This is a genomic window from uncultured Arthrobacter sp., from assembly GCF_947495145.1.
Lineage (GTDB): Bacteria > Actinomycetota > Actinomycetes > Actinomycetales > Micrococcaceae > Arthrobacter_D.
In genome coordinates this window covers 1-26,261 of the sequence record NZ_CANLXP010000005.1, presented here as the reverse complement: position 1 = coordinate 26,261, position 26,261 = coordinate 1, and the positions used below count along the sequence as shown (strand labels likewise).

Below are 26,261 nucleotides of genomic sequence, written 5' to 3'. Positions count from 1 at the left end.
GCGCTATGGTTCTTTCACCTAACACCTCTAGGTATGTGGAGCAGCAGTGCGAATCGACAAAGACCTTGTGGCGGCCTCCGCCACCCCGCTCGTCCTGGGCATCCTGGCCGAGGGCGACCTCTACGGGTACGCCATCCTCAAACGCGTCGGCGAGTTGTCCGGCGGCAACATGCAGTGGACGGATGGCATGCTCTATCCACTCCTGCACAGGCTGGAGCGGCTCGGCTACGTCAACGCAACGTGGGGCACTTCGGAGGCCGGCCGCCGTCGTAAGCATTACGCAATCACGCAGACCGGCCGGGAAGCTCTCGCCGACCGCCAGCAGCAGTGGACCGTCGTCGCCGACGCGCTCCGTCAGGTCTGGCACAGCGCACCCAGACCGCCGGCCGTGACGGAGGGGTGGGCGTGATGGCAGCGCATGCTGAGCTGGAGGCGCAGATCGACCGGTGGCGCAGCTTCGTCCAGCGTCGCCAGGCCATCTCCCCCGCCGACGTCGACGAGCTCGAAGACCACCTCCGCGAACAGATCGCCGAGCGTCAGGCCACCGGCCTTGATGATGAGGAGGCCTTCCTCGTTGCCATCAAGCGCCTCGGCAACCTTGACGCCGTCTCGCAGGAATTTGCGCGTGAGCACTCGGACCGACTGTGGAAGCAGCTCGTCCTCCTTCCGGAAACACTAAACGACGACGACGGCGCCCCTCCCTGGCGCGAGCTGGCAGTAGTTCTCGCTCTCGCGGTCGGTGCGGGCATCGCGGTGAAGGTCGGCTTCTCGCTGATCGAGAATGAGAACGTCTTCGCGAGGAACCTCGGTCTGCTCGTTTTCCCCTTCCTGATCGGCTATTTCGCATGGAAGCGGCAGCTCACTGCGTATGTGGGCGCCGCGCTGCTGATTCCGTTCGTTGTCCTCGCTCTTGTGCTCAACGTGTACCAGTTCTCCCCGGGCGGCTCCACCGAGTTACTCGCGGTTCTGCATGCGCCCATTGTGCTGTGGCTGTTGGCGGGACTCGCGTACGTTGGCGGACGATGGCGGTCGGACCGCCGCCGGATGGATTTCGTCCGCTTCACCGGTGAATTCGCGATTTATTACACCCTGATCGCGTTTGGCGGCGCCGTGCTCACCGGGCTCACGATCGGCGCCTTTGCACTCATCGGGACCGATTTCGAACCCGTCCTCGCGGAATGGATTCTGCCATTCGCCGTCCCCGGCGCGCTCGTTGTTGCCGCCTGGCTTGTGGAGGCCAAGCAGAACGTGGTCGAGAACATCGCACCCGTTCTCACGCGCATCTTCACGCCGCTGACCATCGTGATGCTGCTGGCGCTCCTGGGCGTCATTGCTGCCGCAGGTGGCCTGGTGAACGTTGACCGCGAACTGCTCATTCTTATGGACGCAATCCTGATTCTGGTGCTGTCCCTCTTGCTGTATTCGATCTCTGCGCGGGATTCCCTCGCCCGGCCCGGCATCTTCGACGTCCTGCAGCTCGTCCTGGTCGTAGCGGCGATCGCAGTCGACGCGGTGATGTTGACTGCGATGCTCACTCGGATCGCCGAGTTCGGCTTCAGCCCGAACAAGATAGCCGCGCTCGGGCTGAACCTCCTGCTGTTGGTGCACCTGGTGAGGGCCGCGTGGCTGACCGTCGGGTTCCTGCGGGGACGGCGCCCGTTCAGGCAGCTCGAAAACTGGCAGACGCAGTACTTGCCGGTTTATGGCGCGTGGGCCGCCGTCGTCGTCGTGATTTTTCCGCCGCTGTTCGGGTTCATCTGAGCTCGGGTTTTATCTAGGAGGGTGGCGGCGTGGCTCCGGCAGTTTCCCGGGTTCCTCCTGCATTGGTTCGGTTGTGTAGGTCAAACGTAGGTCATTCGGTCGCTTGTCACACCGCTGACCTACCGCCCCGGCTATAGCGGAGAAATTCCGCGAGTACGCCAAGGCCCATGACCAGTAATCCGAGGAGCGAGCTGAATGGCGCCACAGGTTCAAGCGCCGTCGCGCCCGCCTCGGCGGCCACCCGTATACCGAACCAGACTGCAAGGCCCAGAATCAGTCCAGTGACTATGAAGCCATACCGCTGCGTTGGCTTGCCGTCCGGCGTTAGGTGACGTGCATAATCTTCTGGCTCACCAAATTCACGAACCAACCCGTCGTCATCCAGGCCAAACTCCTTGACCCCAGCGACAGCACTGCGAATCTGTTCCTGAGAAGCGCCACGGTTCACCAGTTCAGCCCTCATTCGGCTCTCAAAATCAAACCTCATCTCCCCGCCCCTCGCTCAGTCTGTCCATGTTTGTGATGATTTCCTGCCAGGCCCTCCGCGCTTCTGCGAGCTCCGCCTGCCCCTCAGGTGTCAATCGAAGGATCTTCCGGGCCGGACCGGGGTTTGTCGTGTCCCAGGCGTGGGAAACCAGTCCCTCACTCTCCAGTCGCGCAAGGATGGGGTACATCACCCCTCCCTTGATATGGCCGAATCCGCATTCACGAAGACGAATCAGAAGCTCATAGCCGTGCACTTCCTCGTGCGAAAGGACCGACAGCGCGGCGAAAGAAAGTGTTCCCCTGGCGAGTTCATTGCGCCATTGCCGTCTCTCCATATTTAGACAGTAAGGGATACTAGATAGATTCTCTACCTATTGAGTGTATTTCCGATCGCTTCCGTTGCCTCAAACGAAAGGCGGCCCGGCCGAGCGATGAATGCTCGAGCGGACCGCCTGCTGATGCCGGGACTGCTACAGCGTTGAGGTGTCGATGACGAAGCGGTACCGCACATCCGATGCCAGCACGCGCTCGTAAGCGTCATTGATCTTGTCCGCCGGAATGACCTCAATCTCGGCCCCGAGCTTGTGCTCCGCGCAGAAGTCGAGCATCTCCTGAGTCTCGCGGATTCCGCCGATCATCGATCCGGCAAAGGACCGGCGCCCACCGATGAGGGCAAACGCCTGGACGGGGAGCGGCTCCGCCGGAGCGCCGACGTTGACCAGCGCGCCGTCGAGGCTCAACAGTCCGAGGTACGCACTGATGTCCAGTGACGCACTGACCGTGTTGATAATCAGGTCGAAGGAACCCGCAAGCTCCGTAAAGGTGTTCTCGTCGCTGGTCGCGTAGTACGCATCCGCGCCGAGACGCAGCCCGTCCTCCTGCTTCTTCAGCGACTGGGACAGAACCGTCACTTCTGCACCCATGGCGTGGGCCAGCTTGACGGCCATGTGGCCGAGCCCGCCAAGCCCGACGACGGCAACCTTCTTCCCCGGACCGGCACCCCAGTGCCGCAAGGGTGAAAAGGTGGTGATGCCTGCGCACAGCAGCGGTGCGGCGGCGTCGAGCTCGATGCCCTCGGGAATGCGGACAACGAAGTCCTCGGTCACCACAACATGAGTGGAGTAGCCACCCTGGGTGATGGTTCCGTCGCGGTCCACGGCGCCGTAGGTACCCACGTTGCCCTTGAGGCAGTACTGCTCCTCGCCGGCCAGGCAGTTCTTGCATTCCCGGCAGGAGTTGACCATGCAGCCGACTCCCACGCGGTCACCGACAGCATGCTTGGTCACCTCGGATCCAACCTCGGTGACGATTCCGGCGATCTCGTGCCCGGGTGCCAGTGGGAACTGCTGGGGGCCCCAGTCACCGCGGACCGTATGGATGTCCGAGTGGCAAATGCCCGCAAACTTGATGTCAATCAGGACGTCATGCGGTCCGACATCCCGGCGTTCGATGGTGGTAGGGACGAGGTCCTCGGTGGCCGAGGGAGCAGCGTAGGCGGAAATTGATGTGGGCATGAAAGCTCCTGTAGATCGTTGGTGGTGCAGGTACTGAGTGGTGTTCGTGGCCGAATGGCCCTGGGATGTGGTGCGGCTCAGTCGTGAATGCGGCGGGTTCCAATCATGCTGACCATCGCCGGGTCGCGGTGGTCGAAGAACAGGCTCGATCCGGCGTCCATCCCGGCAATGCGGTTCAGCTGGTCGTCCGTGAGCGCAAAGTCGAAGACATCGATATTCTCCGCCATACGCTCCGGGCGCACCGACTTCGGAATAACGACGACGTCCCGTTGGATCAGCCAGCGCAGCACCACCTGTGCCACGGACTTGCCGTGGGCGGCGCCGATGTCCGAGAGTACCGGATCGGCGAAGAGATTGTTGCGCCCCTCGGCAAACGGCCCCCAGGACTGGTGCTGGACTCCCTTCGCCCGCATGGTCTCCTGATCAGCGGCACGCTGGAAGAACGGGTGGGTCTCGATTTGGTTTACGGCGGGCAGGGAATCTTGACGCCGTTATTGAGCGTGAGGTCAGGGATAGAGCTGGGCATGAATACCTTCTTCGAATTTCAAGTCTTGAAGCAATTGCTATCCAGCAAACACGCTCGCCCGCCTGCGCGGGAGTGACGGTATTTCCCGGTACTGCCAGACCCTCCCTACGCACGTACCGTCGTCGTACCGTAGAAGACATGGAAAACCGTGACGAAGTGCGTGCCTTCCTCACCACCCGTCGCGAGCGGCTCACCCCTGAGCAGGCCTCAATTCCCTATTACGGAGGACGACGCCGGGTCAAAGGACTGCGCCGCGAGGAAGTTGCGATGCTGGCCGGCATGAGCACTGACTATTACACCCGGCTGGAGCGCGGGAACCTGAGCGGTGTTTCCGACGTCGTACTGGACTCCCTTGCGCGGGCACTCCAACTGGACGAAGCGGAGCGAGGCCACCTCTTCAACCTGGCCAGCGCTGCCAAGAGCCCGATACGCGTAGCCAGGCCGGGACCGGGCACCCGGTCGCGCAGCTCTGCCCGCACCGGAGTGCGGGAGGGCGTTCTTCGCATTCTCGACACCATCAACGCGCCGGCGTATGTGCGCAACGCCCGGTTCGACGTCGTTGCCTCCAATCGCCTGGGCCGCGCCCTCTTCTCGGACGCCTACCCGGATGGCGAGACGGTGTTCAATCTCGCCCGTTACACCTTCCTCGACCCGCGGTCGCGTGAATTCTTCGTGGAGTGGGAGAGGATCGGCCGGGACTCGGTCGCTGCCCTGCGCCTCGAAGCAGGTTCAAACCCCTACGACCGCGGGCTGACCGACCTGGTGGGCGAGCTGTCCACCCGCAGTGAGGAATTCCGGACCTGGTGGGCGTCGCACAACGTCAAGTTCCACAACACCGCCACCAAGACGCTGCGCCACCCGGTGGTCGGCGAGTTCGAGGTCACAGGCGAGGCGCTGGTCCTTCCGGGAGACCCCGGGCTGACCATCGTTACCTACACCGTTGAACCAGCCAGCCCCTCAGCGGAAGCACTCGACTTCCTGGCCAGTTGGAGCACGCAGAACGCCTGAGTTCAAAGCACCCTGACGTAACCTGAAGGCTTGACGTCAAGGTAGGAACCTGTGCCTGCCAGACGAAGAACGGATCCGGCGCGCTTCGACGCGGACGGCGACGATTCCTACCTGAGGGGGCATTCCGCATGGCATGCGATGGCTGCGCGACGTCATTGAAACTCGACTTCGATTTCAGCATGGCCTTCCAACCAATCTATGACGCGGTTGACGATCGCATATGGGGGTATGAGGCGCTGGTCAGGGGCTTGTCCGGCGAAAGCGCTTTTGACGTCCTGTCGAGAATCACTCCGCTTCAGAAGTACCGCTTTGACCAGGACTGCCGCGTCAAGGCGATAGAGCTGGCATCGCGACTCTTCCCCGCGGACGAACATTTGAAACTGTCGATCAATTTCATGCCGAAGGCAGTCTACGAACCGTCCGCATGCCTACGAGCAACCCTGCGCGCAGCCGAGCAATACAGTTTTCCGACGTCGTCAATCATGTTCGAATTCACGGAAAACGAGGAGGTTACGGACACCGCACACCTCACAAACATCATCACCGAGTACCGCAGGCACGGTTTCACCACTGCGATCGACGACTTCGGTGCCGGGCATGCAGGATTGGGGCTCCTGGTCGAGTTCCAGCCCGACCTGATCAAGATCGATATGAAGCTCGTCCGGGGAGTCGATAACAGCCCAGCTCGCCAGGCTGTCGTCAATGGCATCGTAGGAATCGCCGGGGAACTCGGCATCACGGTGCTCGCAGAAGGTGTCGAGACCGAGGCGGAATTCCGGTATTTGAAGGCGGGAGGCATCCGCCTGTTCCAGGGATATTGGTTCGCGAAGCCGGCATTCGAGGAACTGCCGCAGGTACATTCCGGGTCAACTCCTGGCACTAACGCTTTCGTCGGGTAAGCGCGGATGACCAACTGCTAAGGCGAGGAGCGGGTGGGCACGCGGAAAAGGTTCCCACCCAGTGCCGCCGCGCTAGGGGTGTAGAAGCACCTTCGTGTAGCCGTCCTCGCGCTTGTCGAACTTCGCATAGGCGTCAACTGCTTCGTCGAGGGAAACCTCGTGCGAGACGATCCAGGATGGCTTGGACTTGCCCCGGATGATGAGGTCGCGAAGTTCGCGATTGTATTTCTTCACCGGGCACTGACCGCCCATGAGGCTGATGCCTTTGGTGAAGACCGCGCCGTAGTTGAAGGCGACTCGTCCTTCTTTAGCGAGATCGTTTGCGGCGCCGGGATCCTCCGGAACATAAACACCGACAACACCGATATGCCCGGCGGCACGGACCACTTTGACGAGGTTGTCGAGCACCATCTCCGGATGTTCCTCGCCGGTGTGGTCATGGGCCTGGTAGCCGACGGCTTCGATTCCGCAATCGGCTCCGAATCCATCGGTTCCTTCCATGATCGCCTCGGTGGGATCCATGTCGGCGAAGTTGATAGGGGTTGCACCGATCTCCTCCGCGAGGGCAAGCCTGTCGGGTTCCTTGTCAACAACAAATACCTGGGAGGCACCTTTGAGGAAGGCGCTGTGGGCTGCCATCAAACCTACCGGGCCGGCTCCGAAGACCGCGACGGACTTCCCGGGAGCGACCATGGCCATTTCGGCGCCGTGATATCCAGTGGGGAAGATGTCCGAGAGCATGGTGAAGTCGGATTCGTTCTCCTTGCCCTCGGGAAGTTTGAGGAGGTTGAAGTCCGCCCAGGGCACGCGTAACAACTCCGCTTGACCGCCCCAGTAGGGTCCCATCATCGGGTATCCGTACCCGGCACCCGGCTGGCCTGAAGGGTTGGCGCGCAGGCAGGCGGAGGTGAATCCGTTGTTGCAGTTGCGGCAGGTACCGCATGCCAGATTGAAGGGAACCGATACCCGGTCACCGACGCTGATGCGATCAACGCCCGGCCCTACCTCTTCGACGATTCCCATGTTCTCGTGGCCAAGGACCATGCCGGCGTCCAGATCGGCCCTACCTTCATAAGGATGCAGATCCGAACCGCAGATATTGGCGGTGGTGATGCGGATGACGGCGTCGAGGGGTCCCTCGATTTTCGGGTCCGCGACGTTTTCCACGCTCAGTTCGTAGGGGGCCTTGAACACTACTGCTTTCATTGCTTGCTCCTTTTCTTCGTGAACTGCGGGTACCGCGGCGTGCCATCTCTGCCACCGGCAATCTAACAATGATAAGTAAGCTTGCTATTTCTGGATAGCTGCATGTTCCCTGGCGGCTTGGCTCGACCTCGCGAAACCCGCAGCATGTGCGGCGCCGCTGATGCCGTACCGGGACGTTCTGCTGTATCTTGAGTCGAAGGCGAATTCGGTTACCGCCCTCATCGTTTCTGATCGTTCTCATCTGACCGCATGAGAGTTTCACGCGAAGAGAACGTCTATGAACAGACGCGATACCCACCCCATGAACTCCCCGCACGAGCAACTCATGGTCGCCGACCGCTCCAGTGCCAGCACGGATTCAGCACTGCGATACAACGACTGGGTAAGGCGCCGCACCGATCTGGTGGAAACCGTCCTTCACACACGTGCCATGTGCGAGCGCATCACCGCGACGAGCGACCCGGCGCTCACTTCAGCCCACGATGCGCAGCTCTTGCTCTGCGCAGCAGTAGGTGACCTGTCGGATTTGGACGATCAACTGGACCGTATCCGCATCGCACTTACCGCACTTGACTACGGTGCAAAGGAGTCGGACTTATGAGCGCTAACAGCAGACTCCGTCCTGCCCTTCTGGTGGCCTTAGCTCGCCTACCCGGGTCCGATAGGCTCATACCTTAGGTGAACCGCCAAGAGGAGAGCGTGACGTGACCGAGAACCAGGATTCAGCGACCGAGTTTGACCCGGACGCTTCCGAAGAACAGTCACCATCCGCACTCGAAGCTCTGATCGGACGGATCGAAGAGGAGATGCGCAAGTGCCAGCTGGCGAAGTTCAGCCAGGAGGATGCGCTCACGCTCGGATTGCTGATCGTGGAGCTGGCCACCGAGCGGGAAATGCCTGTTGCCGTCGACATCCGCAGGGGAAGCCACATTCTGTTTCACGTCTCGCTGGCCGGCGCTACGCCGGACAACGACATTTGGGTGGAGCGGAAGGCGCGCACCGCTGAGCGCTACGGCGTTCCCTCATTGCTCGTCGGCCTGCGTGGCCGGCGCGGCGGCGGCAGAATGGAAAACAATGCCTGGTTCGATGAGTCGGCCTACGCCGCACACGGCGGAGCGTTCCCTATCTATGTGAAGGGAACCGGGCCCGTCGCCGTCGTCACTGTCTCGGGTCTGCCGCAAAAGGCGGACCACCAGCTGGTCGTCGAAGCACTCACCAAATTCAGCCGGCGCAAGAAGAAGACCGCGCCGTCGTAAGGTCTCCGAGGGGTTGATGGGAATCGATATGAACCCCACCCGCTTTATCGATCGGGTGCTGGACAAAGTGGGCGGAATGCTTACGTCACTCTGACGCTGCCGCGCTCCTACCACTGCGGGTGAACAGTCTCCCTGAAGTACCGATCGTAGATCTCCCGGACACCGCCGCTGATCTCGTGACCGATGGTGCCTTCCGCGCCCGCCTCGGCGTTTGCCCGCGCCTGAGCCGGCGTACGGGCACCCGGAATCACCGTGCTGACGCCCTCCTGAGCCACAACCCACGCCAGTGCAGCCTGTGCCGTACTCATGCCGTCGGGCACCAGCGCGTCGAAGTCCTGCACCGCCGCCAACCCGGTCTCGAAGTCCACTCCGGAGAAGGTCTCGCCGACGTCGAACGCTGAACCCGTGCGGTTATAGTTCCGGTGGTCATCCTCAGGGAACTCGGTGTCCTTGGTGTACTTCCCGGACAGCAGCCCGGAGGCGAGCGGAACCCTGGCGATGATGCCGACACCGGCGGCCGCCGCAGCCGGCAGTACCTCGTCCAGTGGCTTGAGGCGGAAGGCGTTGAGGATGACCTGCACCGTCGCGGTGTTGCCGCGACTGATTGCTTCGAGGGCCTCGTCCGTCCGTTCCACGCTGACGCCGTAATTGCGGATGACGCCTTCGCTCACAAGGGTGTCCAGCGCGTCGTACACCTCTGAGTTGCTGTAGACGGCGGTCGGTGGACAGTGCAGCTGAACAAGGTCGAGAGTGTCCTGCTGCAGGTTCCGCCGCGAACGGTCCAGCCAGGAGCGGAAGTTGGCGAGGGTGTAATTCTCGGGGCGCTGGTCCATCCGGCGGCCCATCTTGGTTGCCACCGTCACCTCCAGCCCGGGATTGGCTTTGAGGAAGGAGCCGATGGTCTGCTCGCTCCGGCCGTCGCCATAGACATCAGCGGTGTCGAAGAAGTTCACACCGGCGTCGACCGCTCCTTCCAGAACAGCGACGGCGTCCTCCTGCTCGACCCGCCCCCAGTCGGCACCGAGCTGCCACGTTCCAAGTCCGATTGTTGATACCGAGCGGCCGGTCCTGCCGAGAATGCGCTGTTCCATGGCTCGACTATATGGCCACCTGACCGGTCAGGACGAAGCGCATCCCAGCGGGCCGCGCGGTTACAGGGCGGGCGTGCGCGGCGGAGCAACCCGCCTGGAACCCGTCGCTTCGAAGGCTGCTGCGAGACCCAGAAGTTCATTGTCCGAGTACGCCTTGCCGGCGAACGTCAGCCCTACCGGCATACCGGTGTCCGCCATCTCCCCCATCGGCACGGTGACCGTCGGGATGCCGAGGTGACGCGGTACCAGGTTGCCGTTGGACACCCATACTCCGTTGCGCCACGCCCGGTCCGCGGAGGCGACGTTCGTGTCTGTGTCCGCAGGGCCGACGTCGGCCGCTGTAGGGAAGATGACCGCGTCCAGTTTGTTTTCATCCATCCACTCGTGCAGGTCCACCCGGCGAGTTTCCTCCAGTCCCCGCAGGCCTTCTGCCAGATGCGGGATGGCGGTCATGTCCAGACCTCCGTGCTCGCGGATGAAGTCGGGATACTCAGCGATGTCGTCGTCGAACCCGGCATACCGGTCCGGCAGCGCGCCCTCCGGCGCCGGAAAGATGGAGGCCCCGTCGACGTCGGCAAGTGAGGCCAGCTGTGTATCGCCGTTCGCCTGCAGGAAGTCTTCCCAGGCCCACGCTGACAGGTCCACGATCTCCCGCTTGAGGTACTCCGGGCTCACCAGCCCTCGAGTGCTGATGGTCGGTGCTCCCGGCCGGTCCCCCTCATAGTTGGACACCACGGGAAAATCGACCTCAACCACCTCCGCGCCGGCGTTCTCCAGATCCCGGCGGGCCGCTTCCCAGAGCGCGATCACGGAGTCGCGCGTCTCGATACGTTGCCCAGTGGGGCCGCCGATGCCCGGCGTCGGTGCGGTTCCGGCGTCGGGATCCTGATTGATGTACATGCGGGGCACGCCGAAGCGCTTCCCCTTCAGTACCCTGCCGTCAGCAGCCAAAGACCGGTACGACGACGGACGCACCGCCGAGGCGCGCGGAACAGGAACCCAGGGCTGGACGCGCCAGAAGTCGCCGCGGGCTTCGGTATCGTCGGCGACGATGATGTCGAGGACCTCAAGCAGATCAGCCATGGTGCGGGTGTGCGGCACCACCACGTCCATGGTGGGCACGAGCGGCCAGTTTCCGCGGACGGAGATGACTCCGCGCGACGGCGTGTAGGCACACAATCCATTGTTCGATGCCGGCGCGCGCCCCGAGGACCAGGTTTCCTCGGCGAGCCCGAAGGCGGCGAAGCTGGCGGCCGTCGCGGTCCCCGATCCATTGGAGGAGCCGGAGGCGAACGCCGCGGTCAGGTAGTCGGCGTTGTAGGGGCTTTCCGCCCGGCCATAGACGCCACGCTGCATTCCGCCGTTGGCCATCGGCGGCATATTGGTGAGACCGATGAGGATGGCGCCCGCGCCGCGCAGCCGCTCGATGGTGAAAGCGTCCTGTTGCGCGATGAGGCCCTGGAATACCGGAGAGCCCGCGGCGACGGTAAGTCCCTTTACCTGGTAACTGTCCTTCGCGGTGTACGGGATGCCGTCCAGCGGGCCGAGGGTTTCGCCCTTTCGCCTGCGCCGATCCGAGGCGCGCGCATCCTCCAGCGCATCAGGATTCATGACGATGACGGAGTTGAGGCGGATACCGGAATGGTCGTAGGCGGCAATGCGATTCAGGTACGCCTCGACGAGCTCCTCGCTGGTGATGTGGCCGGTCTCCAGCGCCTTGCGAAGCTCCGCGATCCCCGCTTCGACGACGTCGAAGCCCATCAGGCCTCTCCCCCACCCGGTTCCCAGCTCCGCGCCGCCGGCTGCTGCTGGGTGATGCAGTGGATCCCGCCGCCAAAGGAGAAAATGTCGCGGGCGTCGACCAGTTCGATGGTGCGTCCAGGATAGGCGCGGCCAAGGATGTCGGCCGCGACGGCGTCGTTCGGGTCATCGAACGCGCACAGGATCACGGCGGCGTTTGCCACGTAGTGGTTGATGTAGGAGTAGTCCACGAAGCCGTCGTCGTCGGTGAGAACCGTGGGTGCTGGAACATCGAAGATGGTCAACGGTGAGCCGTCGGCGTCGACCGCTCTCTCCAGTTCCGAGCGCAGGAAACGGGTCACCTCGTAGTCGGGGTGTTCCGGGTTGTCCTGCCTGTGGAGGAGAACAGCACCCGACGGCGTGAACGCGGCGACAATGTCCACGTGCCCGCGGGTGCCGAACTCCTCATAGTCGCGGCTGAGTCCGCGGGGCAGCCAGACGGCGTGCCGGGTACCCAGGCGAGCGTGAAGCTCGGCTTCGACGGATTCCCTGGTGGCACCCGGGTTGCGTCCGGAATCGAGCTGGACCGTCTCCGTGAGCAGGACGGTTCCGCGGCCATCGACGTGGAAACCGCCGCCCTCATTGACAAGCGGGCTGTCCTCAAGCAGGGTGCCGGCATGTGCGGCGACCGCCCGGCCCACGTGCTGGTCCTTCTCCCACGCAGCCCAGTGCTGGGCACCCCAACCATTGAAGATCCAGTTCACGGCGCGGGTGGAACCGTCCGCCGCTTGGACGAAGGTGGGCCCTGAGTCGCGGAGCCACGCGTCGTCGAGCTCTGTCTCCTGGACGGAAATGCCGTCGCCGAGCATTTGCCGTGCTGTTTCGACGTCGGCCGGATCGGCGAGCATGGTCACCGGCTCGTAGCGGGCAATGGTTCGCGCTACGCGGGACCAGGCTTCGCGTGCCCGGCGCAGGCTGTCACTGCCGGGCGCGCCGAACGTGTCGTTGGCCGGCGGGAACGCCATCCAGGTGCGGTCGTGCCGCTCCCATTCGGCGGGCATCGTGGTGACAGCAACTGTTGAGGTTCTCACTGTGCGCGCTTTCACCGGACGAGAGCGCGTTGCTTCTGCAGCGCCGTCGTGATGGTCCGTGCGGTGAGCTGGCCCATGCGGATGGCGCCGTCGACGTGCTGGTAGCCCTCGGCTGCGAGGTCGGAGCTGGACCAGTAGATGGGGCCGACCGGGGTCAGCTGGTGCCTGCCGTAGCGGTACAGGCCGCCGAGGTCATAGCTGGCGGCGTAGGCACCGCGGGTCCATTCTTCGGAGCCCCAGTCGGACTCGTAGTACACCTCGGGATCGAGGGCCTGCGGCCCCAGGAACCCGGCGATCGACTCGAGGATCTGCGTGCGTCGGTCCTCGACGGAGAGCTCGAACATCGCGTCGGCTTTCTCATCGGATATGAACGCGACGAGGGTGCCCCGGGAGTCTTCGTGGTTGGTGTTGTCGTAGACCTCCTGCACGATCGACCCTGCGCTGAATCCGGTGCCGGACAGCCCGTCCTCGCGCCAGAACGGCGTCTCATAAACGGCGTGGACCTTGATCACCAGACCGAGCGACTGGTGCTGGTGCATCTGGTGCTGCCGGCGCGGCAGGGGAGGTTCATAGGAGACCCGTGAGTACAGGTTCGGCGGGACGGCCATGACGGCGTACCGCGCGTTGACGGTGACATCTTCGGAAACGGCGGTCACGCTGGTGGTTCCATCCGGTCCCTCCGACCAGCGCAGGGTGCGTACGGGGCTGTTCAGGACGACGTCGTCCCCCAACTCGGCTGCCATGCGCTCCGACACTGACTGCATGCCGCCGACCACGCGTTTGTCGAGGATGAAGTCCTCGTCAACGAGGTTCGAGAAGGAGCCCGCTGAAGCAGCCATCAGCACGGCCTGCAGTGTGGAAAAGGCGTGGGCAGGCTTGGTGAGCATTCCGCCCGCAATGAAAAGGCCGATATTGTTGCAGGCTTCCTCGTCATCGGACTGCTGCCGAAGCCAATGGTGGAAAGAGATCGTGTCCAACTCCCGCGCCTGCGGGTGCTCCCACGGAGCCTTGGGGTCCATCAGGGCCGCCAGGCGGTCCAGTTCGTCGATGAGGCGTGACATTTCCGCACTCGTTCGGCTGCTGACCGGAAACATCTCACCGGTGTACCGGACGGCCTTGCTATCCGCGCCGATGTAAATCGACTCGCCCTCGCGGTAACGGGAGTAGGTCTCGAGGCCAAGCTCGTCGAGCAGATTGATCAGTGCTTCCTGGTCCGGGGACACCCACTGGCCACCGACCTCAAGCACTGCTCCGTCGATGACGTCCGTGTGGGTGCGGCCGCCGACGCGGTCGCGGGCCTCCAGAACGGTAACAGTGTGGCCGGCCTTGCGCAGCTCCCTCGCTGCCGTCAGCCCCGACGGTCCTGCGCCAACGACGACGACGTCGCTTTCGATGATCCTCATGGTGTCCTCTCCACGCGGCGAGCGCCGCGACTAAAACGAATAGCGTTCGTTTATGTCCAATCACTGTAGAGGACGGGGCGCAGTTTGAAAAGACCGGCGGTCTTCACCACGCAGGGCCCTACCGCCGAGCCCGTCTGCGCGATGACGCGGCTGCAGACGTTCAGCTTGTCCAATTCTGTGAGGTATGCCTGCGTCTCGGCTTTGATGACCGTGGCCCTCTGGTCCTGGTATCCATCAACCTGCGCGGTGTCGTCGAGGTCGCGAATCATGAAGTCCCGGCACTCACTCGTTGCTTCCCAAATATTGACAGCGGTCAGGCCGCGCAGCAGGACAGCTGGGACACATCCCGGGTAAAGGACTGCGCGGCGAGTTTGATGGCTTCGGCCATCGTCAGATACGGGCTCCACGTGTTGGCAACCTGTGTCACAGTCATTCCGGCCTCGAGGATGTAGACGCCTGCCGCAGCAATTTCCGCTGCGTTCTCGGCAACGGCAGTGATTCCGACGATCCGTCCTGACTTTTGGTCGGCAACCATCTTGATGAACCCCCTTGTGTCCCGGTTGACCAGTGCCCGCGGAACGTGATCGAGGGTCACTACCCGGCATTCACAATCGATGCCCGACTCTCGGGCTTGCTTGTCAGTCAGCCCCACTGCCGCGAGATTCGGGCTGGTGAACATAACCCGGGGAAGACTGCGGTAGTTCACCTCACGGCTCGCGGAAGCGAACGCGTTATCCACGGCGATAGCACCATGAGCTGCGGCGACATACACGAAAGCGGGGTGCCCGGTCACATCCCCGGCGGCCCAGACGCGTGGATTCGAGGTGGCGAGCCTGTCATCAACCACCACTTCTCCATGTGCGCCGGTATGGACGCCCATGGCGGTCAGGTTCAGCCCACCAGTAACCGGCGCTCGTCCGGTTGCCACGAGCAGATGATCCGCCGGATATTCGTCCCTACCTGCAGAGCTCACCACCCGAACGAGGACGCCGCCGTCGCTTGAGGAGCGCACCGACTCCACTTCTGCCCGGCGGATGACCCGGATGCCTTCATCCGCAAAGACACCCATCAGCGCTTTGGACGCTTCAGGCTCTTCCGCGGACGCCAACCGGGAGCGCACCAGAACTGTGACCTTGGTTCCCAACCGTGCGAAGAGTTGCGCCTGCTCCAAAGCGACGTACCCTCCACCGAGGATCATTAGCGTGTGTGGAACGTGGTCCAGCTCCATCGCCGACGTCGAGGTGAGGTATTTGATTTCAATCAGGCCCTCGATATCCGGAATGAAGGGTGTCGACCCGGTAGCGACCAGGTAATGCTCGGCGCGTAACGTCTCCACGCTGCCAGCGGCTGAGACCTCCAGTACTGGATCATCGGCTGACCCTGCGAACGATGCACTGCCGCGGCTTACCTTCCACCCGTACCGGCCGATGAGGTCCTCGTACTTGCTCGACTGCAACTCAGCCACGAGTGAGCCCTTACCAGCGATCAGGGAAGCCATGTCCACCGGCTTCGCTGAGGTGGTGATCCCCGGGAACCTCCCCGACTCCAGAGCACCGTGGCGTGCCGCCGCTGCGGCGAGCAACGCTTTGGAAGGCACGCATCCGGTGTTCACGCAGGTGCCGCCGATCGTCCCGCGCTCGACCATCACAACGCTCTTGCGCAGATTGGTGGCCCTGATCGCGGCTGCGAACGCGCCACCACCTGATCCGATTACGGCCAGATCAAACACACGTTCTGCAGGCATGGACGTCCTCCTCAGCTTCCCGTTACTCCTGTCTCCACGGTGCACCTTCCCCTACAGTGGAAGGTCAAGAAGCAATCCGAAGGACGTGCCAGAAAATGCGTATCGGAGAAGCGGCCACAGCTGCGAATATCACAACGAAAACCATCAGGTTCTACGAGCAGGCCGGGCTTCTTCCTCCGCCTGGCCGCACCACCAACGGTTACCGCTCCTACAACGAAATCTCGGTGAACCGACTTCAGTTCATCCGCCGCGCCCAGACAGCAGGACTCGCCCTGGCTCAAATCAGAGACATCCTGCGCATGCGGGACGAAAATCACACGCCATGCGCTCACGTAGCCGAGATGCTCACCCGCCAACTCAGCGCACTGGACCAACGGATCGGGGAGCTTCAGGCACTCCGCGCAACCGTCGCTGAATTTCAGGCAACCGCCCTGGAAGCTGACCCCAACAAGTGCGACCCTAACCGGATTTGCAGCCTCCTCTAGGGAACCCGGATCCCACCGGGTTGCATAAACCACGGATCCGTTGGGCACCCCGCAGCGCTCCGTCGGGACACCGATATTTTCCCATGCTTCCCCACTTACGCTGAGCCGCATGTCGAAAAACAAGCGTCCTCCGCTTGTGGACCGGAAAGTTCTGCACAGGCTGGAGGAAGAGTTCGAAGATCCCGGTCCTGCGCATTCCTTCGTGCGTGACTTCGTCGCTTTCTGGGACGAACGGTACCTTCGCCTGGCGGAGACCGTGAAGCGACATGATGAAGCCGCGTCACTCGACGCACTGCTCAGCGTGCGGATTGCCTCCGCCATGATCGGCGCCGCCCGGCTCGCGAGACTGGCCGCGGAGCTCGAGTCGAGCTTGAAACGCGGACATTTGGATGCGGTCGCCGAAGCGCTTCCCCACGTGAAGAATTGCGGTGACGCAACAGTCAGGAAGCTCACCACGAAGTACATCAACACGACGTGGTGAAACCGGGGGCGTGAGCCGGACAGAATGTAGGTATGCGCACCTCCTCCATCCCTGCTCCCGTGCTCATGATTATGGCGGTCCTGTCCGTTCAGTTCGGTGCGGCGCTGGCCAAGACCCAGTTCGACGCCGTGGGCCCCACCGGCGCAGTGTTCCTCCGGTTGCTGTTCGGTGCGCTGATTCTGCTGGCCGTTGTGCGCCCGAAGGTGCGCGGATGGAAGCGCGGGCAATGGGCGGCCGCCACGGTGCTGGGCGTCGCACTGGCAGGAATGAACAGCCTCATCTACCTCGCCATCGGCGTGATCCCGATCGGTGTGGCCGTGACACTCGAGTTCACCGGCCCCCTCCTGCTGGCGCTGGTGCAGACCCGCCGCCTCGCAGACGCGGCGTGGGCACTGCTGGCGTTCGCCGGCGTCGTTCTCCTGGGTTTCGATGACGGCAGCGCCCTACCGCTCGCAGGTATCCTCTTTGCGCTCGGTGCGGGCGCTTTCTGGGCCGTCTACATCCTTGCCAGTGCGCGCGTGGGGCGGCTGGTTCCTGGCGTCGAGGGCCTGGCCGTGTCCATGGCGATCGGAGCGGTGATCGCACTGCCGTTCGGTGCGCCGTCTGCCGCCACGGGGGTTGTTGTGTCACCGCTGGTGCTGCCCGTCTTCGTCGGTGTTGCCCTGCTCTCCAGCGCGTTCCCCTATGCACTGGAGATGCTCGCATTGCAGCGCCTGTCCACGCGGGTGTTTGGTGTGCTGTCCGCCCTGGGGCCGGCCATGGCCGCGCTCGCAGGGTTGCTGGTGCTCAGCGAGGCGCTGGGTGCCCGGGAGATCATCGCTCTGGTGCTGGTCACCGCTGCTTCGATTGGAGTGACAGTCGGCGTACGACGACGGCGCCCGCCTGCTCCGGAAGTCCCGCCCACTCCCGCTCCATGAGCGTTGGTGCCCGTCGCTAGACTGGGCTCGTTGCCGGCAACCTCGGCGTGCGAGCGAGGAGGCTCCCGATGATTCTGCACCAGGCTGCTGCTTCCGTCCATTTTCCGATGTCCATGTGCACCTCGTTTCGACCCGCCTCGGACTGCCAATTCGGCCACATACCGGCCGGCCAGGCGTGTGGGGAATGATGCTGAACGACCGTGGGAACTGACGCACGGCTGAGGCGCCCACCGCGGGCCGGACAGCGTTCTCGCTCACCACCATGATCGAGCACGACACCGCCCGGGTACGCAGCTACGCGCAGATCGACGCCGACTGCCGGCTCGAACGTTTCGACGCGGTTGTCTCCGCCCGGGAAGCGCACCGTGCACGCGTTCATGTCGAGATCATCGCGTTTCCGCAGGCCGGACTCCTGCCAATTATGGACAGACCGTCGGACCGGACGGTGATTCACCGCGGGCGGGTGGTGGCGGCGGATCAGCTGGGCCTGACGCCGCTTTCTTGACGGGATGCAACGCTCCGCGGTTCGGTGAGGAGCCGAGTGAACACTGCCTCCGCTGCGCCTACAAGCAGCAGTTCGACTCCGAGGGCAGCGCGCTCCAGGCGGACTTCCGTGCCCAGGCCGCTGATCGGTCCCGCAGCGACGGCCGCGCTCAATCGCTCCTTGTCCGAGGCAAGCAGGACACCGAGGAACCCGCCGAGCACAATCATCTGGGGATTGAAAACGTTCACGAGGTTGCTTAGCCCGATTGCCAGCACCTCCGTCTGTCTGCGGATCTCACGAAGCACCGGGAAAGGCAGGCCGGGGCCCAGCGCGTCCTCGAGTTGCTCGGCGTCGGCATGATCAAGGCCAACGACGTCCAGCAGCCGCTCCAGGTTGACCTCAGTCTCAAGGCAGCCGCGGCGTCCGCAGTGGCACGGCTCCCCGTCGGGGCGGATCACCATATGCCCGAACTCCCCGGCGTAACCCGATGCACCGCCTAGCGGCTGACCGCCGACTATCGCACCTCCGCCGATCCCCGAAGCGCTGCCGTTGAGGTAAAGCGCGTCACGGTACCCGGCCGCCGCACCGAAAATGCTTTCGGCGAGCGTGCCGAGCGTCGCGTCGTTGGCCGCCACGGCGGGCATGCCGAGCGCGTCCCGGAACGGCCCGACGACGTCGGCCTCGCTCCAGCCGAGGTGCGGTGCCAGGCGCACTACACCGGAGTCGACGTTGACCAGTCCGGGGACTGCGAGACCCACGCCGAGCACATGCGTGCTTCCCGCCAGTTCCACCGACAGGCCCTCAACCACGGCGCGGGTGATGTTCACTGCCTCGTCGAGCGACGGCACGGATGCTGTGTTGTAACGGATTCGGCGGTGGACTGTGCCGCCGAGCCCGACGACGCCGACCGTCACTGCGTCGACGTCGGGGTTGACCGCAAGCGCGACCACCCGTTCATTCGCGTGCACCATCGGGCTGGGCCGACCGACCCGAACGGTTGCCGCGTCAGTCTCGTACACCAGGCCAAGTGCGGACAGCTCGCCCACGAGCGCGCCGATCGTGGACCGGGTGAGGTTGCAACGCTGAACGAGGGTTGCCCGGGTCAGTGGACCATACCGGTGCGCGGCCGTGAGCACTGCGGACAGATTGCGGCGCCGCAAGTCTTCGGTGCCGCTGCGTTCGCTCATTGCCACTCCCTGCGCGTATTTGTTCTGAACGTAAACTTAGCACCGCTTCTCGGGATAAGCCTCCGCGCGACCGTTGACTCGTTCCTATCGAGCCTATATGTTTTAGTCACGAACTTATCCCTTCGAGCTCAAAGCGGAGTACACACCATGGCACCTCAACCCACCCCGGAAGATCGCTTCACCTTCGGCCTCTGGACCGTCGGTTGGACCGGCACCGATCCCTTCGGCACCGACACCCGTGCAGCACTGGACCCCGTCGAGGCGGTTCACCGGCTCGCCGACCTCGGTGCTTATGGCATCACCTTCCACGACAACGACCTGGTGCCGTTCGGTTCCACCGACCAGCAGCGGGAAAGTATCCTCGGCAGCTTCCGGGATGCCCTGGCCGAAACCGGGTTGAAAGTGCCGATGGTGACCACCAACCTGTTCAGCCACCCCGTCTTCAAGGACGGCGGATTCACCAGCAATGACCGCTCGATCCGGCGCTTCGCCCTGCGGAAGGTCCTGACCAACATCGACCTCGCGGCCGAGCTCGGCGCCGAAACGTTCGTGATGTGGGGAGGCCGTGAAGGTGCCGAGTATGACGGCTCCAAGGACTTCGCCGCATCCCTGAACCGGATGAAGGAAGGCGTTGACACCGTCGCCGGCTACATCAAGGAGAAGGGCTACGGTCTCCGCCTGGCCCTTGAACCGAAGCCGAATGAACCCCGTGGAGACATCTTCCTGCCGACCGTCGGCCATGCCCTGGCGTTCATCGCCGAGCTGGAACACGGCGACATCGTGGGCGTGAACCCCGAGACCGGCCACGAGCAGATGGCGGGCCTGAACTTCACCCACGGCATTGCGCAGGCACTCTGGGCCGGCAAGCTTTTCCACATCGACCTCAACGGCCAGAAGGGAATCAAGTACGACCAGGATCTGGTGTTCGGACACGGTGACCTTTCGAGCGCCTTCTTCACGGTCGACCTCCTCGAAAACGGCTTCCCCAACGGCGGACCGCGCTACGAGGGCCCCCGCCACTTCGACTACAAGCCGTCGCGCACCGACGGTTACGACGGCGTCTGGGAATCCGCCAAGGCCAACATGACCATGTATCTCCTCCTCAAGGAACGCGCCCTCGCTTTCCGCGCCGATCCGGAGGTGCAGGAGGCACTCAAGACCTCCGGCGTCGTCGAACTCGGTGAAACCACGCTGGCAGCGGGAGAAACGACAGCTGACCTTCTCGCGGACCGGACTGCGTTCGAGGATTTCGACGCCGACAAGGCCTCAGAGCGTTCCTTCGCCTTCATCCGCTTGAACCAGTTGGCCATGGAGCACCTCCTCGGCGGCCGCGCCTGAAAACCCTGGTCCCCCTCCATCAGCAGCGAAGGAACAGGTCATGGCCCTGGTAGCCGGAGTAGATAGCTCCACACAGTCGTGCAAGGTCGTCATCAGGGATGCCGAAACCGGCGACCTGGTGCGATCCGGCTCAGCGCAGCACCCGCAGGGCACGGAAGTGCACCCGGATGCGTGGTGGGCCGCCCTGCAGGAGGCCATTGCTGCGGCGGGCGGTTTCGACGACGTCGCGGCCGTCTCGGTAGCAGGCCAGCAGCACGGCATGGTGTGCCTGGACAGCAACGGGGACGTGGTGCGCCCGGCGCTGCTTTGGAACGACACCCGCTCGGCCGGCGCCGCGTCAGCGCTTGTCCGGGAGAAAGGCGCGCAATGGTGGGCCGAGACCACCGGCACCGTCCCGGTGGCATCCCTGACCGCGACGAAGCTTCGCTGGCTCGCGGAGAACGAGCCGGAGAATGCAGCTCGAACCGCCGCAGTCTGCCTGCCTCACGACTGGCTCAGCTGGCGCCTCGCCGGCCATGGTCCCGGATCGGGTTCGGAGGGGCTGAAAGAACTGGCCACCGACCGCTCGGATGCCTCCGGGACTGGCTACTGGTCACCCTCGAAGGGGTACCTGACCGAGGTACTGGAAGCCACGCTGGGGCATGTCCCTGTCCTTCCCGAAGTCCTCGGGCCGCTCGAGTTCCGGAAGGACCAGGGCGGGCGCATTATCGGTGCGGGCGCCGGCGACAACGCCGGAGCGGGACTTGGCGCTGGAGCGGCGGAGGGCGACGTCGTCGTCTCGGTTGGCACGTCGGGCACCGTATTCGCGGTGTCCAACCGGCCGACGTCGGACCCTTCCGGTTTGGTGGCCGGGTTCGCCGATGCGACGGGCAACTACCTGCCGCTGGTGTGCACGCTCAATGCGACGCTCGTGCTGGACGCGACCGCGCGTTTGCTCGACGTTGATCACCACGAGTTCGCACGCCTAGCGTTGCAGGCGCCGGCCGGCGCGGACGGCCTCACTTTGGTGCCCTATTTCGCCGGCGAGCGCACGCCCAACCTGCCGGACGCCACCGGTTCGCTGCACGGTCTGACCCTGCGGAACTACTCCCCGGAGAACCTGGCGCGGGCAGCCGTCGAGGGCGTGGTCTGTTCGCTCGCTGACGGGCTCAAGGCGCTCACCGACGCGGGGGTTGTCGCACGGCGAATCATCCTCGTGGGCGGCGGCGCGCGTTCGGCTGCGCTCCGGAAGGCGGCGGCGGGCGTCTTCGGGTTGCCTGTTTCAGTTCCGAGTCCGGGCGAATACGTGGCCGACGGCGCCGCCCGCCAGGCGGCGGGTGCGCTGCATGGTGCCCTGCCGGACTGGGTGACGAACGACGTCGAACTGGTCGAAGCCGATCCGACTCCGGAGGTGCTGGCGCGCTACCGGGAGGTGGCCAGGAACTCCTACGGTAGCTAGCTATCCTCGCGCGTCTTGGCCAGGTCACTCCTGCCAGTTCTCGACCAAAAGTCCCGGCACCCGGGCGAACTCACGGGCATTGTTCGTCACCACAGTGAGTCCTCGTGAACGTGCGTGGCCGGCGATCATGGCGTCGTAGGGTCCGACGGGCTGCCCTTCCAATTTGAGGTGTGCCCGGATGCGAGCCGTGTGATGGGCAGCCGCTGCATCAAAGTCGAGGAATTCCATCCGGGAAGCCAGGCCCTCGACTGCACGGAGATTAGCTTCGACCTTCTCGGACACTTCAGCGCCGTAGACCAGCTCAGACAGCACAACTGAAGACAGCGCCATCTGACCGGCGTGCTTATTGAAGCGAATTCTCAGGTTGTCTGGCTTATACCGAATTGCGTGGATCAGGATGTTGGTGTCCAGCAGATACTTGAGAGTCATAGAGGCGGCCGTTCCTGTTCCCTCGGCTGATCGCGCTCTAATGGGTAGCTTGTGTCCCCGGGCGAATCGGCAAACCAGGAATCCCACATCAAGTCGACGGGCGAGATGATTCTGGACTGGCCGTCCTGAATCACCTCGACGTCCTTAACGCTGTCAGGCCACTCCAGTGCCTTCGGTATCCGGACAGCTTGGGACTGATTGTTCTTGAACAGCTTGGTTCTCGCCATGGGGACTCCTCTGTATATACAAAGAATATATGTTCGAGGCTGAGGTTACAAGACTTCGCAAGGAATGCACCGCCGTCGAGCGTGGTTGTCGCGGGTATGAAGCGCATAGGATTCCTGTCCTTCGGCCACTGGTCGCCCCTCGAAGGCTCACGCACCCGCACGGCCCGTGATTCGCTGCTCCAGGGCATCGAACTCGCCGAAGCCGCCGAGGAGATCGGCATCGACGGCGCGTTCTTCCGGGTCCACCACTTCGCGCGCCAGCAGGCGGCGCCTTTCCCGCTGCTCTCCGCAATCGCGGCGCGCACCTCGCGGATCGAAATCGGGACCGGCGTCATCGACATGCGGTACGAGAACCCCCTGTATATGGCAGAAGAAGCGGCCGGAGCCGACCTCATCAGCGGCGGCCGGCTCCAACTCGGCATCAGCCGGGGATCACCAGAGCCCGCACTCAATGGAGCCGCCAACTTCGGCTACGTTCCAGCCGACGGCGAAGAGCCGGCAGATATGGCCCGCCGCCACACCGAGGTGTTCCGCTACGCAATCAGCGGCGCAGGTATCGCACAGGCCGACCCACGCCAGGGCTCCGGCCTCCTCCCGGTCCAGCCGCACTCCCCCGGGCTCGGTGAGCGCATCTGGTGGGGCGCCGGAACACGGAAAACTGCCGTCTGGGCAGCCGAAGAGGGCATGAACCTAATGAGCTCCACCCTGCTGACCGAGGACACGGGTGTGCCGTTCGACCAGCTCCAGGCCGAGCAGATCCAGCTGTTCCGCGACGCGTGGGACGAAGCCGGGCACTCATTTGCTCCCCGCGTTTCGGTCAGCCGCAGCGTCATCCCGATCGTCGACGACGAGGACCGCCAGTACTTCGCCCTGAGCGCCCTCCGCGAGACCCGCGACCAGGTGGGCGTGCTTGACGGCGCAATGTCCCGTTTCGGCAAGAGCTACATCGGCGAGCCGGACAAGATCGCCGCTGAACTGGCCAACGACGACGCCGCCCGCTCCGCAGACACCCTCATGCTCACCGTGCCCAACCAGCTCGGTGTGGATTACAACGCCAAGATGCTGCGCAACATTGCAGAGCACGTGGCCCCGGCAATCGGATGGGAACGGAAAACCTCGTAGTTCAGCTCCCCCGCCCGCGTTGATTCAGCAGGACACACCCCTTATGCGTGTGCTTTCGGGGCGTGTCCTGCGAAATCAACACATGATGGTGCGTGGAACAATCGACACCATGACCTCCACAGCCGTCGACATCTGCGACCTCGCCAGTACACACGGACTGACGCTCGATCCCGAAACGCTGAGGTTCAACGAGGCTGGCCTGGACTACCGCGTGGTGTTCGCCGCCGATGCTCAAACGCTGGACGACTGGGTGCTGAGGATCCCGCGTCGGGCGGATGTGTCCGCGAAGATCGCCGAAGAAAAGCGCATTCTCGATTTCATCCGGCCGCGGCTGGGCATTGCGGTCCCGGACTGGCGGATCGCCTCCCCGGATCTCATCGCCTACCCGCTGCTTCCGGGCAGTCCCGGACTAACGCTCGACGGCGATAGTGAGCCTGTGTGGCACTTCGACGTTGCGTCGGAGGAGTACGCACGGTCGCTCGCGGAGGTGATCGCGTCGCTTCACGGGCTGGACCCGGAGGCAGCTGCCGATGCCGGCGTTCCCGTCGAAACCGTTGGTCAGACCCGGCAGCGTTGGGCCGACGACCTCGACCGGGTGCTTGACGAGTTCCGTGTGAACCCCGACCTCGCCATGGTGTGGCGAACCTGGATTGACGACGACGATCTCTGGCCGCAGCGCAGCGTCTTCACCCATGGCGAGCTCTACCCTGCCCACCTCCTCCTCGACGGCGACGACCGCATCGTCGCCGCACTGGATTGGACCACTGCCAAGGTAAGCGACCCTGCGCTCGACTTCGTGTACCAGTTCCTCATAGCGCCGCCGGAGCGCTTCGCCACGACAGTCAACGCGTACCGCGACCTCACCGGGCACACTGAACCGAACCTCGAGGCGCGCTGCAGCTCGCTGATTGCCGCCGGACCGTTGAACTATGCCTTGTTCGCGCTCCAGTCGGGAGATCCGGCTCACCGCGCGGCGGCAGAGGCGCAGCTCTAACTCGAAAGCCCCGTGAGTTGGCAGGACACACCCCTTTTCGCCGTGCATTAGGGGCGTGTCCTGCCAAATCAACGCGGAGAGGCACCGCCGTCCGAAGTTGGTGAGAGAATCGGCCCATGACGCGCCACCCTGTACCGAGCGGCGTCGCCCCAGAGGCGAACGATGCGATGACGGAGTCTGCTTCAGCCGCGGGATTCGAGGCGAAGCTTCGTACGCTCGCCACGACTGAGCAGCGGACCAAATACAAGCGCTTCTTCCCCGGTGACGATTCGCTGATCGGCGTGCGGATGGGGGACGTCTTCGCGCTCGCGAAACAGAACCTCACCATGCCGGTCTCGGAGATCGAACTGCTGCTGGAAAGCGAAACGCACGAAGTCCGCGTCGGCGCGTGTTCAATTATGGGGAAGGCCGCGTCCGTGAAAAAGCTTGCCTTCGAGCGGCACCGCGAGCTGTATGAGCTGTATCTCCGCCGCCATGACAGCATCAACAGCTGGGACCTGGTGGACCTTGCTGCCCATCAGGTGGTCGGGTCCTGGTTGGTGGACAAGTCGCGGGCACCGCTCGACAACCTCGCGGCATCGGCTTTCTGGCCTGAGAGAAGAAGCGCCATCGTCGCGACGGCTGCGTTCCTTAAGCGCGGCGAGGTTGCTGACACTCTGCGCTTAGCGACAACCCCTTGCGCACGACGATGAGGAACTTGTCCAAAAGGGTGTCGGGTGGATGCTGCGCTATGTGGGCGACAACGATGAAGCGGCGCTCATCGCATTTCTTGACGAGCATGCCTCCCGCATGGCCCGTGTAGCCGTCCGGGCTGCGACCGAGAAGCTCGACAAGCCCGTCCGGGAGCGCTACGTCGGGCGAACACATTAGGAGCACCCATGGACCAGCGGCTTCACTTCATCACGCTCGCCACGCGCGACCTCGACGCTGCCCGCGCCTTCTATCGCGACGGTCTTGGGTGGGAAGCGAATCTCGATGTACCGGGCGAGATCCTCTTCTACCAGGTTGGGCCGGGACTGCTGCTCGGCCTGTTCGACGCCGACAAGTTCGCCCAGGATCTCGGCACCACCGCTGCACCGGCACCCACGGGTGTCACGCTCTCGCACAACGTCGACAGCCCGGACGCCGTCCGGCATACCGTCGACGGGATGACTGCAGCCGGCGGAACCGTGCTGAAAGAACCGCAGCAGGGCCAGTTCGGCGGGATCTTCCACGCGCACGTAAAGGATCCGAACGGCGTCGTGTGGGAGATCGCCCACAACCCCGGTTGGCGGATTGAAGACGACGGCAGGGTAACCCTCGGTTAGCACCGCACCGACAACCCCCGTGAATTGGCAGGACACACCCCTTTTGCGCGGGCGAAGTCAAGTAGTGGGGGCAACGCTGGGGTTCATGCCGCTGTGAGCAGCTGGTTCAGCCGGGTGGCTGGGGTCT

31 protein-coding genes are annotated in these 26,261 nt (G+C 63.8%); 17 read left to right on the top strand and 14 right to left on the bottom strand.

Annotated elements, in window-relative coordinates; translation table 11 throughout:
- Positions 1–46 precede the first annotated feature (46 nt).
- The gene (locus Q0877_RS05095) at positions 47–409 is read left to right on the top strand and encodes a PadR family transcriptional regulator (RefSeq protein WP_299166242.1); all 363 of its coding nucleotides are present in this window, start codon (positions 47–49) and stop codon (positions 407–409) included.
- Positions 409–1,761: a permease prefix domain 1-containing protein gene (locus Q0877_RS05090; protein ID WP_299166241.1), complete on the top strand. Its 1,353-nt coding sequence runs from the start codon at positions 409–411 to the stop codon at positions 1,759–1,761. Before Q0877_RS05095 ends, Q0877_RS05090 begins: the two co-directional genes overlap by 1 nt.
- Before the next feature lie 106 nt (positions 1,762–1,867).
- On the opposite strand, the gene Q0877_RS05085 is transcribed toward Q0877_RS05090, so the two are convergent.
- The 4 genes from Q0877_RS05085 to Q0877_RS05070 all read right to left on the bottom strand — a co-directional run bounded on the left by Q0877_RS05085 (position 1,868) and on the right by Q0877_RS05070 (position 4,174).
- Entirely contained in the window at positions 1,868–2,224 is a 357-nt protein-coding gene (locus tag Q0877_RS05085) for a hypothetical protein (protein WP_299166240.1), read from the bottom strand.
- Between the two features lie 13 nt (positions 2,225–2,237).
- Complete coding sequence (locus Q0877_RS05080) at positions 2,238–2,582, bottom strand: PadR family transcriptional regulator (protein ID WP_299166239.1); 345 nt, start codon at positions 2,580–2,582, stop codon at positions 2,238–2,240.
- A gap of 135 nt (positions 2,583–2,717) precedes the next feature.
- Positions 2,718–3,761, bottom strand: coding sequence for an NAD(P)-dependent alcohol dehydrogenase (locus Q0877_RS05075; protein WP_299166238.1), 1,044 nt, complete (start codon positions 3,759–3,761; stop codon positions 2,718–2,720).
- 77 nt (positions 3,762–3,838) lie between these two features.
- On the bottom strand, positions 3,839–4,174 hold the full coding sequence (locus Q0877_RS05070; RefSeq protein ID WP_299166237.1) for an aldo/keto reductase: 336 nt from the start codon (positions 4,172–4,174) through the stop codon (positions 3,839–3,841).
- Between the two features lie 251 nt (positions 4,175–4,425).
- Between Q0877_RS05070 and Q0877_RS05065 the strand changes: the two genes are divergently transcribed.
- Together Q0877_RS05065 and Q0877_RS05060 are read left to right on the top strand one after the other, a co-directional pair.
- Complete coding sequence (locus tag Q0877_RS05065; RefSeq protein WP_299166236.1) at positions 4,426–5,295, top strand: helix-turn-helix transcriptional regulator; 870 nt, start codon at positions 4,426–4,428, stop codon at positions 5,293–5,295.
- Positions 5,296–5,474: 179 nt separating this feature from the next.
- The gene (locus Q0877_RS05060; protein WP_299166235.1) at positions 5,475–6,194 is read left to right on the top strand and encodes an EAL domain-containing protein; all 720 of its coding nucleotides are present in this window, start codon (positions 5,475–5,477) and stop codon (positions 6,192–6,194) included.
- A gap of 72 nt (positions 6,195–6,266) precedes the next feature.
- Here the strand turns inward: Q0877_RS05060 and Q0877_RS05055 are convergent, their stop codons facing one another.
- Positions 6,267–7,400 carry a glutathione-independent formaldehyde dehydrogenase gene (locus tag Q0877_RS05055; RefSeq protein WP_299166234.1) on the bottom strand — a complete coding sequence of 378 codons (1,134 nt, stop codon included), beginning with the start codon at positions 7,398–7,400 and terminating at the stop codon, positions 6,267–6,269.
- 277 nt (positions 7,401–7,677) lie between these two features.
- On the opposite strand from Q0877_RS05055, the gene Q0877_RS05050 reads away from it, so the two are divergent.
- Positions 7,678–8,001, top strand: a complete 324-nt coding sequence (locus Q0877_RS05050; protein WP_299166233.1) for a hypothetical protein — start codon at positions 7,678–7,680, stop codon at positions 7,999–8,001.
- 103 nt (positions 8,002–8,104) lie between these two features.
- Complete coding sequence (locus Q0877_RS05045) at positions 8,105–8,656, top strand: heme-degrading domain-containing protein (protein ID WP_299166232.1); 552 nt, start codon at positions 8,105–8,107, stop codon at positions 8,654–8,656.
- Positions 8,657–8,763: 107 nt separating this feature from the next.
- Here Q0877_RS05045 and Q0877_RS05040 read toward each other — a convergent pair whose 3' ends face one another.
- Genes Q0877_RS05040 through merA form a run of 6 tightly spaced genes read right to left on the bottom strand, consistent with a single transcriptional unit; the run spans position 8,764 to position 15,725 of the window.
- Positions 8,764–9,747 carry an aldo/keto reductase gene (locus Q0877_RS05040; protein WP_299166231.1) on the bottom strand — a complete coding sequence of 328 codons (984 nt, stop codon included), beginning with the start codon at positions 9,745–9,747 and terminating at the stop codon, positions 8,764–8,766.
- Positions 9,748–9,807: 60 nt separating this feature from the next.
- Positions 9,808–11,508, bottom strand: coding sequence for an amidase (locus Q0877_RS05035; protein WP_299166230.1), 1,701 nt, complete (start codon positions 11,506–11,508; stop codon positions 9,808–9,810).
- Positions 11,508–12,548 carry an agmatine/peptidylarginine deiminase gene (locus tag Q0877_RS05030; RefSeq protein WP_299166436.1) on the bottom strand — a complete coding sequence of 347 codons (1,041 nt, stop codon included), beginning with the start codon at positions 12,546–12,548 and terminating at the stop codon, positions 11,508–11,510. The genes Q0877_RS05035 and Q0877_RS05030 overlap by 1 nt, the downstream gene beginning before the upstream one ends.
- A gap of 41 nt (positions 12,549–12,589) precedes the next feature.
- Positions 12,590–13,981, bottom strand: coding sequence for an NAD(P)/FAD-dependent oxidoreductase (locus Q0877_RS05025; RefSeq protein ID WP_299166229.1), 1,392 nt, complete (start codon positions 13,979–13,981; stop codon positions 12,590–12,592).
- Between the two features lie 50 nt (positions 13,982–14,031).
- The gene (locus tag Q0877_RS05020; protein ID WP_299166227.1) at positions 14,032–14,250 is read right to left on the bottom strand and encodes a hypothetical protein; all 219 of its coding nucleotides are present in this window, start codon (positions 14,248–14,250) and stop codon (positions 14,032–14,034) included.
- A 44-nt stretch (positions 14,251–14,294) separates the two neighbouring features.
- Positions 14,295–15,725: a mercury(II) reductase gene (merA, locus tag Q0877_RS05015; protein WP_299166226.1), complete on the bottom strand. Its 1,431-nt coding sequence runs from the start codon at positions 15,723–15,725 to the stop codon at positions 14,295–14,297.
- 95 nt (positions 15,726–15,820) lie between these two features.
- On the opposite strand from merA, the gene Q0877_RS05010 reads away from it, so the two are divergent.
- The 4 genes from Q0877_RS05010 to Q0877_RS04995 all read left to right on the top strand — a co-directional run bounded on the left by Q0877_RS05010 (position 15,821) and on the right by Q0877_RS04995 (position 18,113).
- Positions 15,821–16,210, top strand: a complete 390-nt coding sequence (locus Q0877_RS05010) for a heavy metal-responsive transcriptional regulator (protein ID WP_299166225.1) — start codon at positions 15,821–15,823, stop codon at positions 16,208–16,210.
- 109 nt (positions 16,211–16,319) lie between these two features.
- Positions 16,320–16,691, top strand: coding sequence for an Hpt domain-containing protein (locus Q0877_RS05005; RefSeq protein ID WP_299166223.1), 372 nt, complete (start codon positions 16,320–16,322; stop codon positions 16,689–16,691).
- Between the two features lie 32 nt (positions 16,692–16,723).
- Entirely contained in the window at positions 16,724–17,608 is an 885-nt protein-coding gene (locus Q0877_RS05000; protein ID WP_299166222.1) for a DMT family transporter, read from the top strand.
- Positions 17,609–17,870: 262 nt separating this feature from the next.
- Positions 17,871–18,113, top strand: coding sequence for a hypothetical protein (locus Q0877_RS04995; RefSeq protein WP_299166221.1), 243 nt, complete (start codon positions 17,871–17,873; stop codon positions 18,111–18,113).
- Here the strand turns inward: Q0877_RS04995 and Q0877_RS04990 are convergent.
- Positions 18,086–19,279 carry an ROK family transcriptional regulator gene (locus Q0877_RS04990; protein ID WP_299166219.1) on the bottom strand — a complete coding sequence of 398 codons (1,194 nt, stop codon included), beginning with the start codon at positions 19,277–19,279 and terminating at the stop codon, positions 18,086–18,088. The genes Q0877_RS04995 and Q0877_RS04990 overlap by 28 nt on opposite strands.
- Positions 19,280–19,426: 147 nt before the next feature.
- Here Q0877_RS04990 and xylA point away from each other — a divergent pair, with 147 nt between their 5' ends.
- A complete protein-coding gene (xylA, locus tag Q0877_RS04985; RefSeq protein ID WP_299166218.1) occupies positions 19,427–20,617 on the top strand; it encodes a xylose isomerase in 1,191 nt (396 codons plus the stop codon).
- 40 nt (positions 20,618–20,657) lie between these two features.
- On the top strand, positions 20,658–22,055 hold the full coding sequence (gene xylB / locus Q0877_RS04980) for a xylulokinase (protein WP_299166217.1): 1,398 nt from the start codon (positions 20,658–20,660) through the stop codon (positions 22,053–22,055).
- 24 nt (positions 22,056–22,079) lie between these two features.
- Here xylB and vapC read toward each other — a convergent pair whose 3' ends face one another.
- Together vapC and vapB are read right to left on the bottom strand one after the other, a co-directional pair.
- The gene (gene vapC / locus Q0877_RS04975) at positions 22,080–22,484 is read right to left on the bottom strand and encodes a tRNA(fMet)-specific endonuclease VapC (protein ID WP_299166216.1); all 405 of its coding nucleotides are present in this window, start codon (positions 22,482–22,484) and stop codon (positions 22,080–22,082) included.
- Positions 22,481–22,711 carry a type II toxin-antitoxin system VapB family antitoxin gene (gene vapB / locus Q0877_RS04970; RefSeq protein WP_299166215.1) on the bottom strand — a complete coding sequence of 77 codons (231 nt, stop codon included), beginning with the start codon at positions 22,709–22,711 and terminating at the stop codon, positions 22,481–22,483. The genes vapC and vapB overlap by 4 nt, the downstream gene beginning before the upstream one ends.
- A gap of 96 nt (positions 22,712–22,807) precedes the next feature.
- Between vapB and Q0877_RS04965 the strand changes: the two genes are divergently transcribed.
- From Q0877_RS04965 to Q0877_RS04945, 5 genes are all read left to right on the top strand, one after another.
- Entirely contained in the window at positions 22,808–23,833 is a 1,026-nt protein-coding gene (locus Q0877_RS04965) for an LLM class flavin-dependent oxidoreductase (protein WP_299166214.1), read from the top strand.
- Between the two features lie 109 nt (positions 23,834–23,942).
- Positions 23,943–24,827 (top strand): macrolide 2'-phosphotransferase, encoded by an 885-nt coding sequence (locus Q0877_RS04960; protein WP_299166212.1) that lies wholly within the window; start codon positions 23,943–23,945, stop codon positions 24,825–24,827.
- Between the two features lie 116 nt (positions 24,828–24,943).
- Positions 24,944–25,519 carry a DNA alkylation repair protein gene (locus Q0877_RS04955; RefSeq protein WP_299166211.1) on the top strand — a complete coding sequence of 192 codons (576 nt, stop codon included), beginning with the start codon at positions 24,944–24,946 and terminating at the stop codon, positions 25,517–25,519.
- 28 nt (positions 25,520–25,547) lie between these two features.
- Positions 25,548–25,697 (top strand): DNA alkylation repair protein, encoded by a 150-nt coding sequence (locus Q0877_RS04950; RefSeq protein ID WP_299166210.1) that lies wholly within the window; start codon positions 25,548–25,550, stop codon positions 25,695–25,697.
- An 8-nt stretch (positions 25,698–25,705) separates the two neighbouring features.
- Positions 25,706–26,134 (top strand): VOC family protein, encoded by a 429-nt coding sequence (locus Q0877_RS04945; RefSeq protein ID WP_299166209.1) that lies wholly within the window; start codon positions 25,706–25,708, stop codon positions 26,132–26,134.
- Positions 26,135–26,261 lie beyond the last annotated feature (127 nt).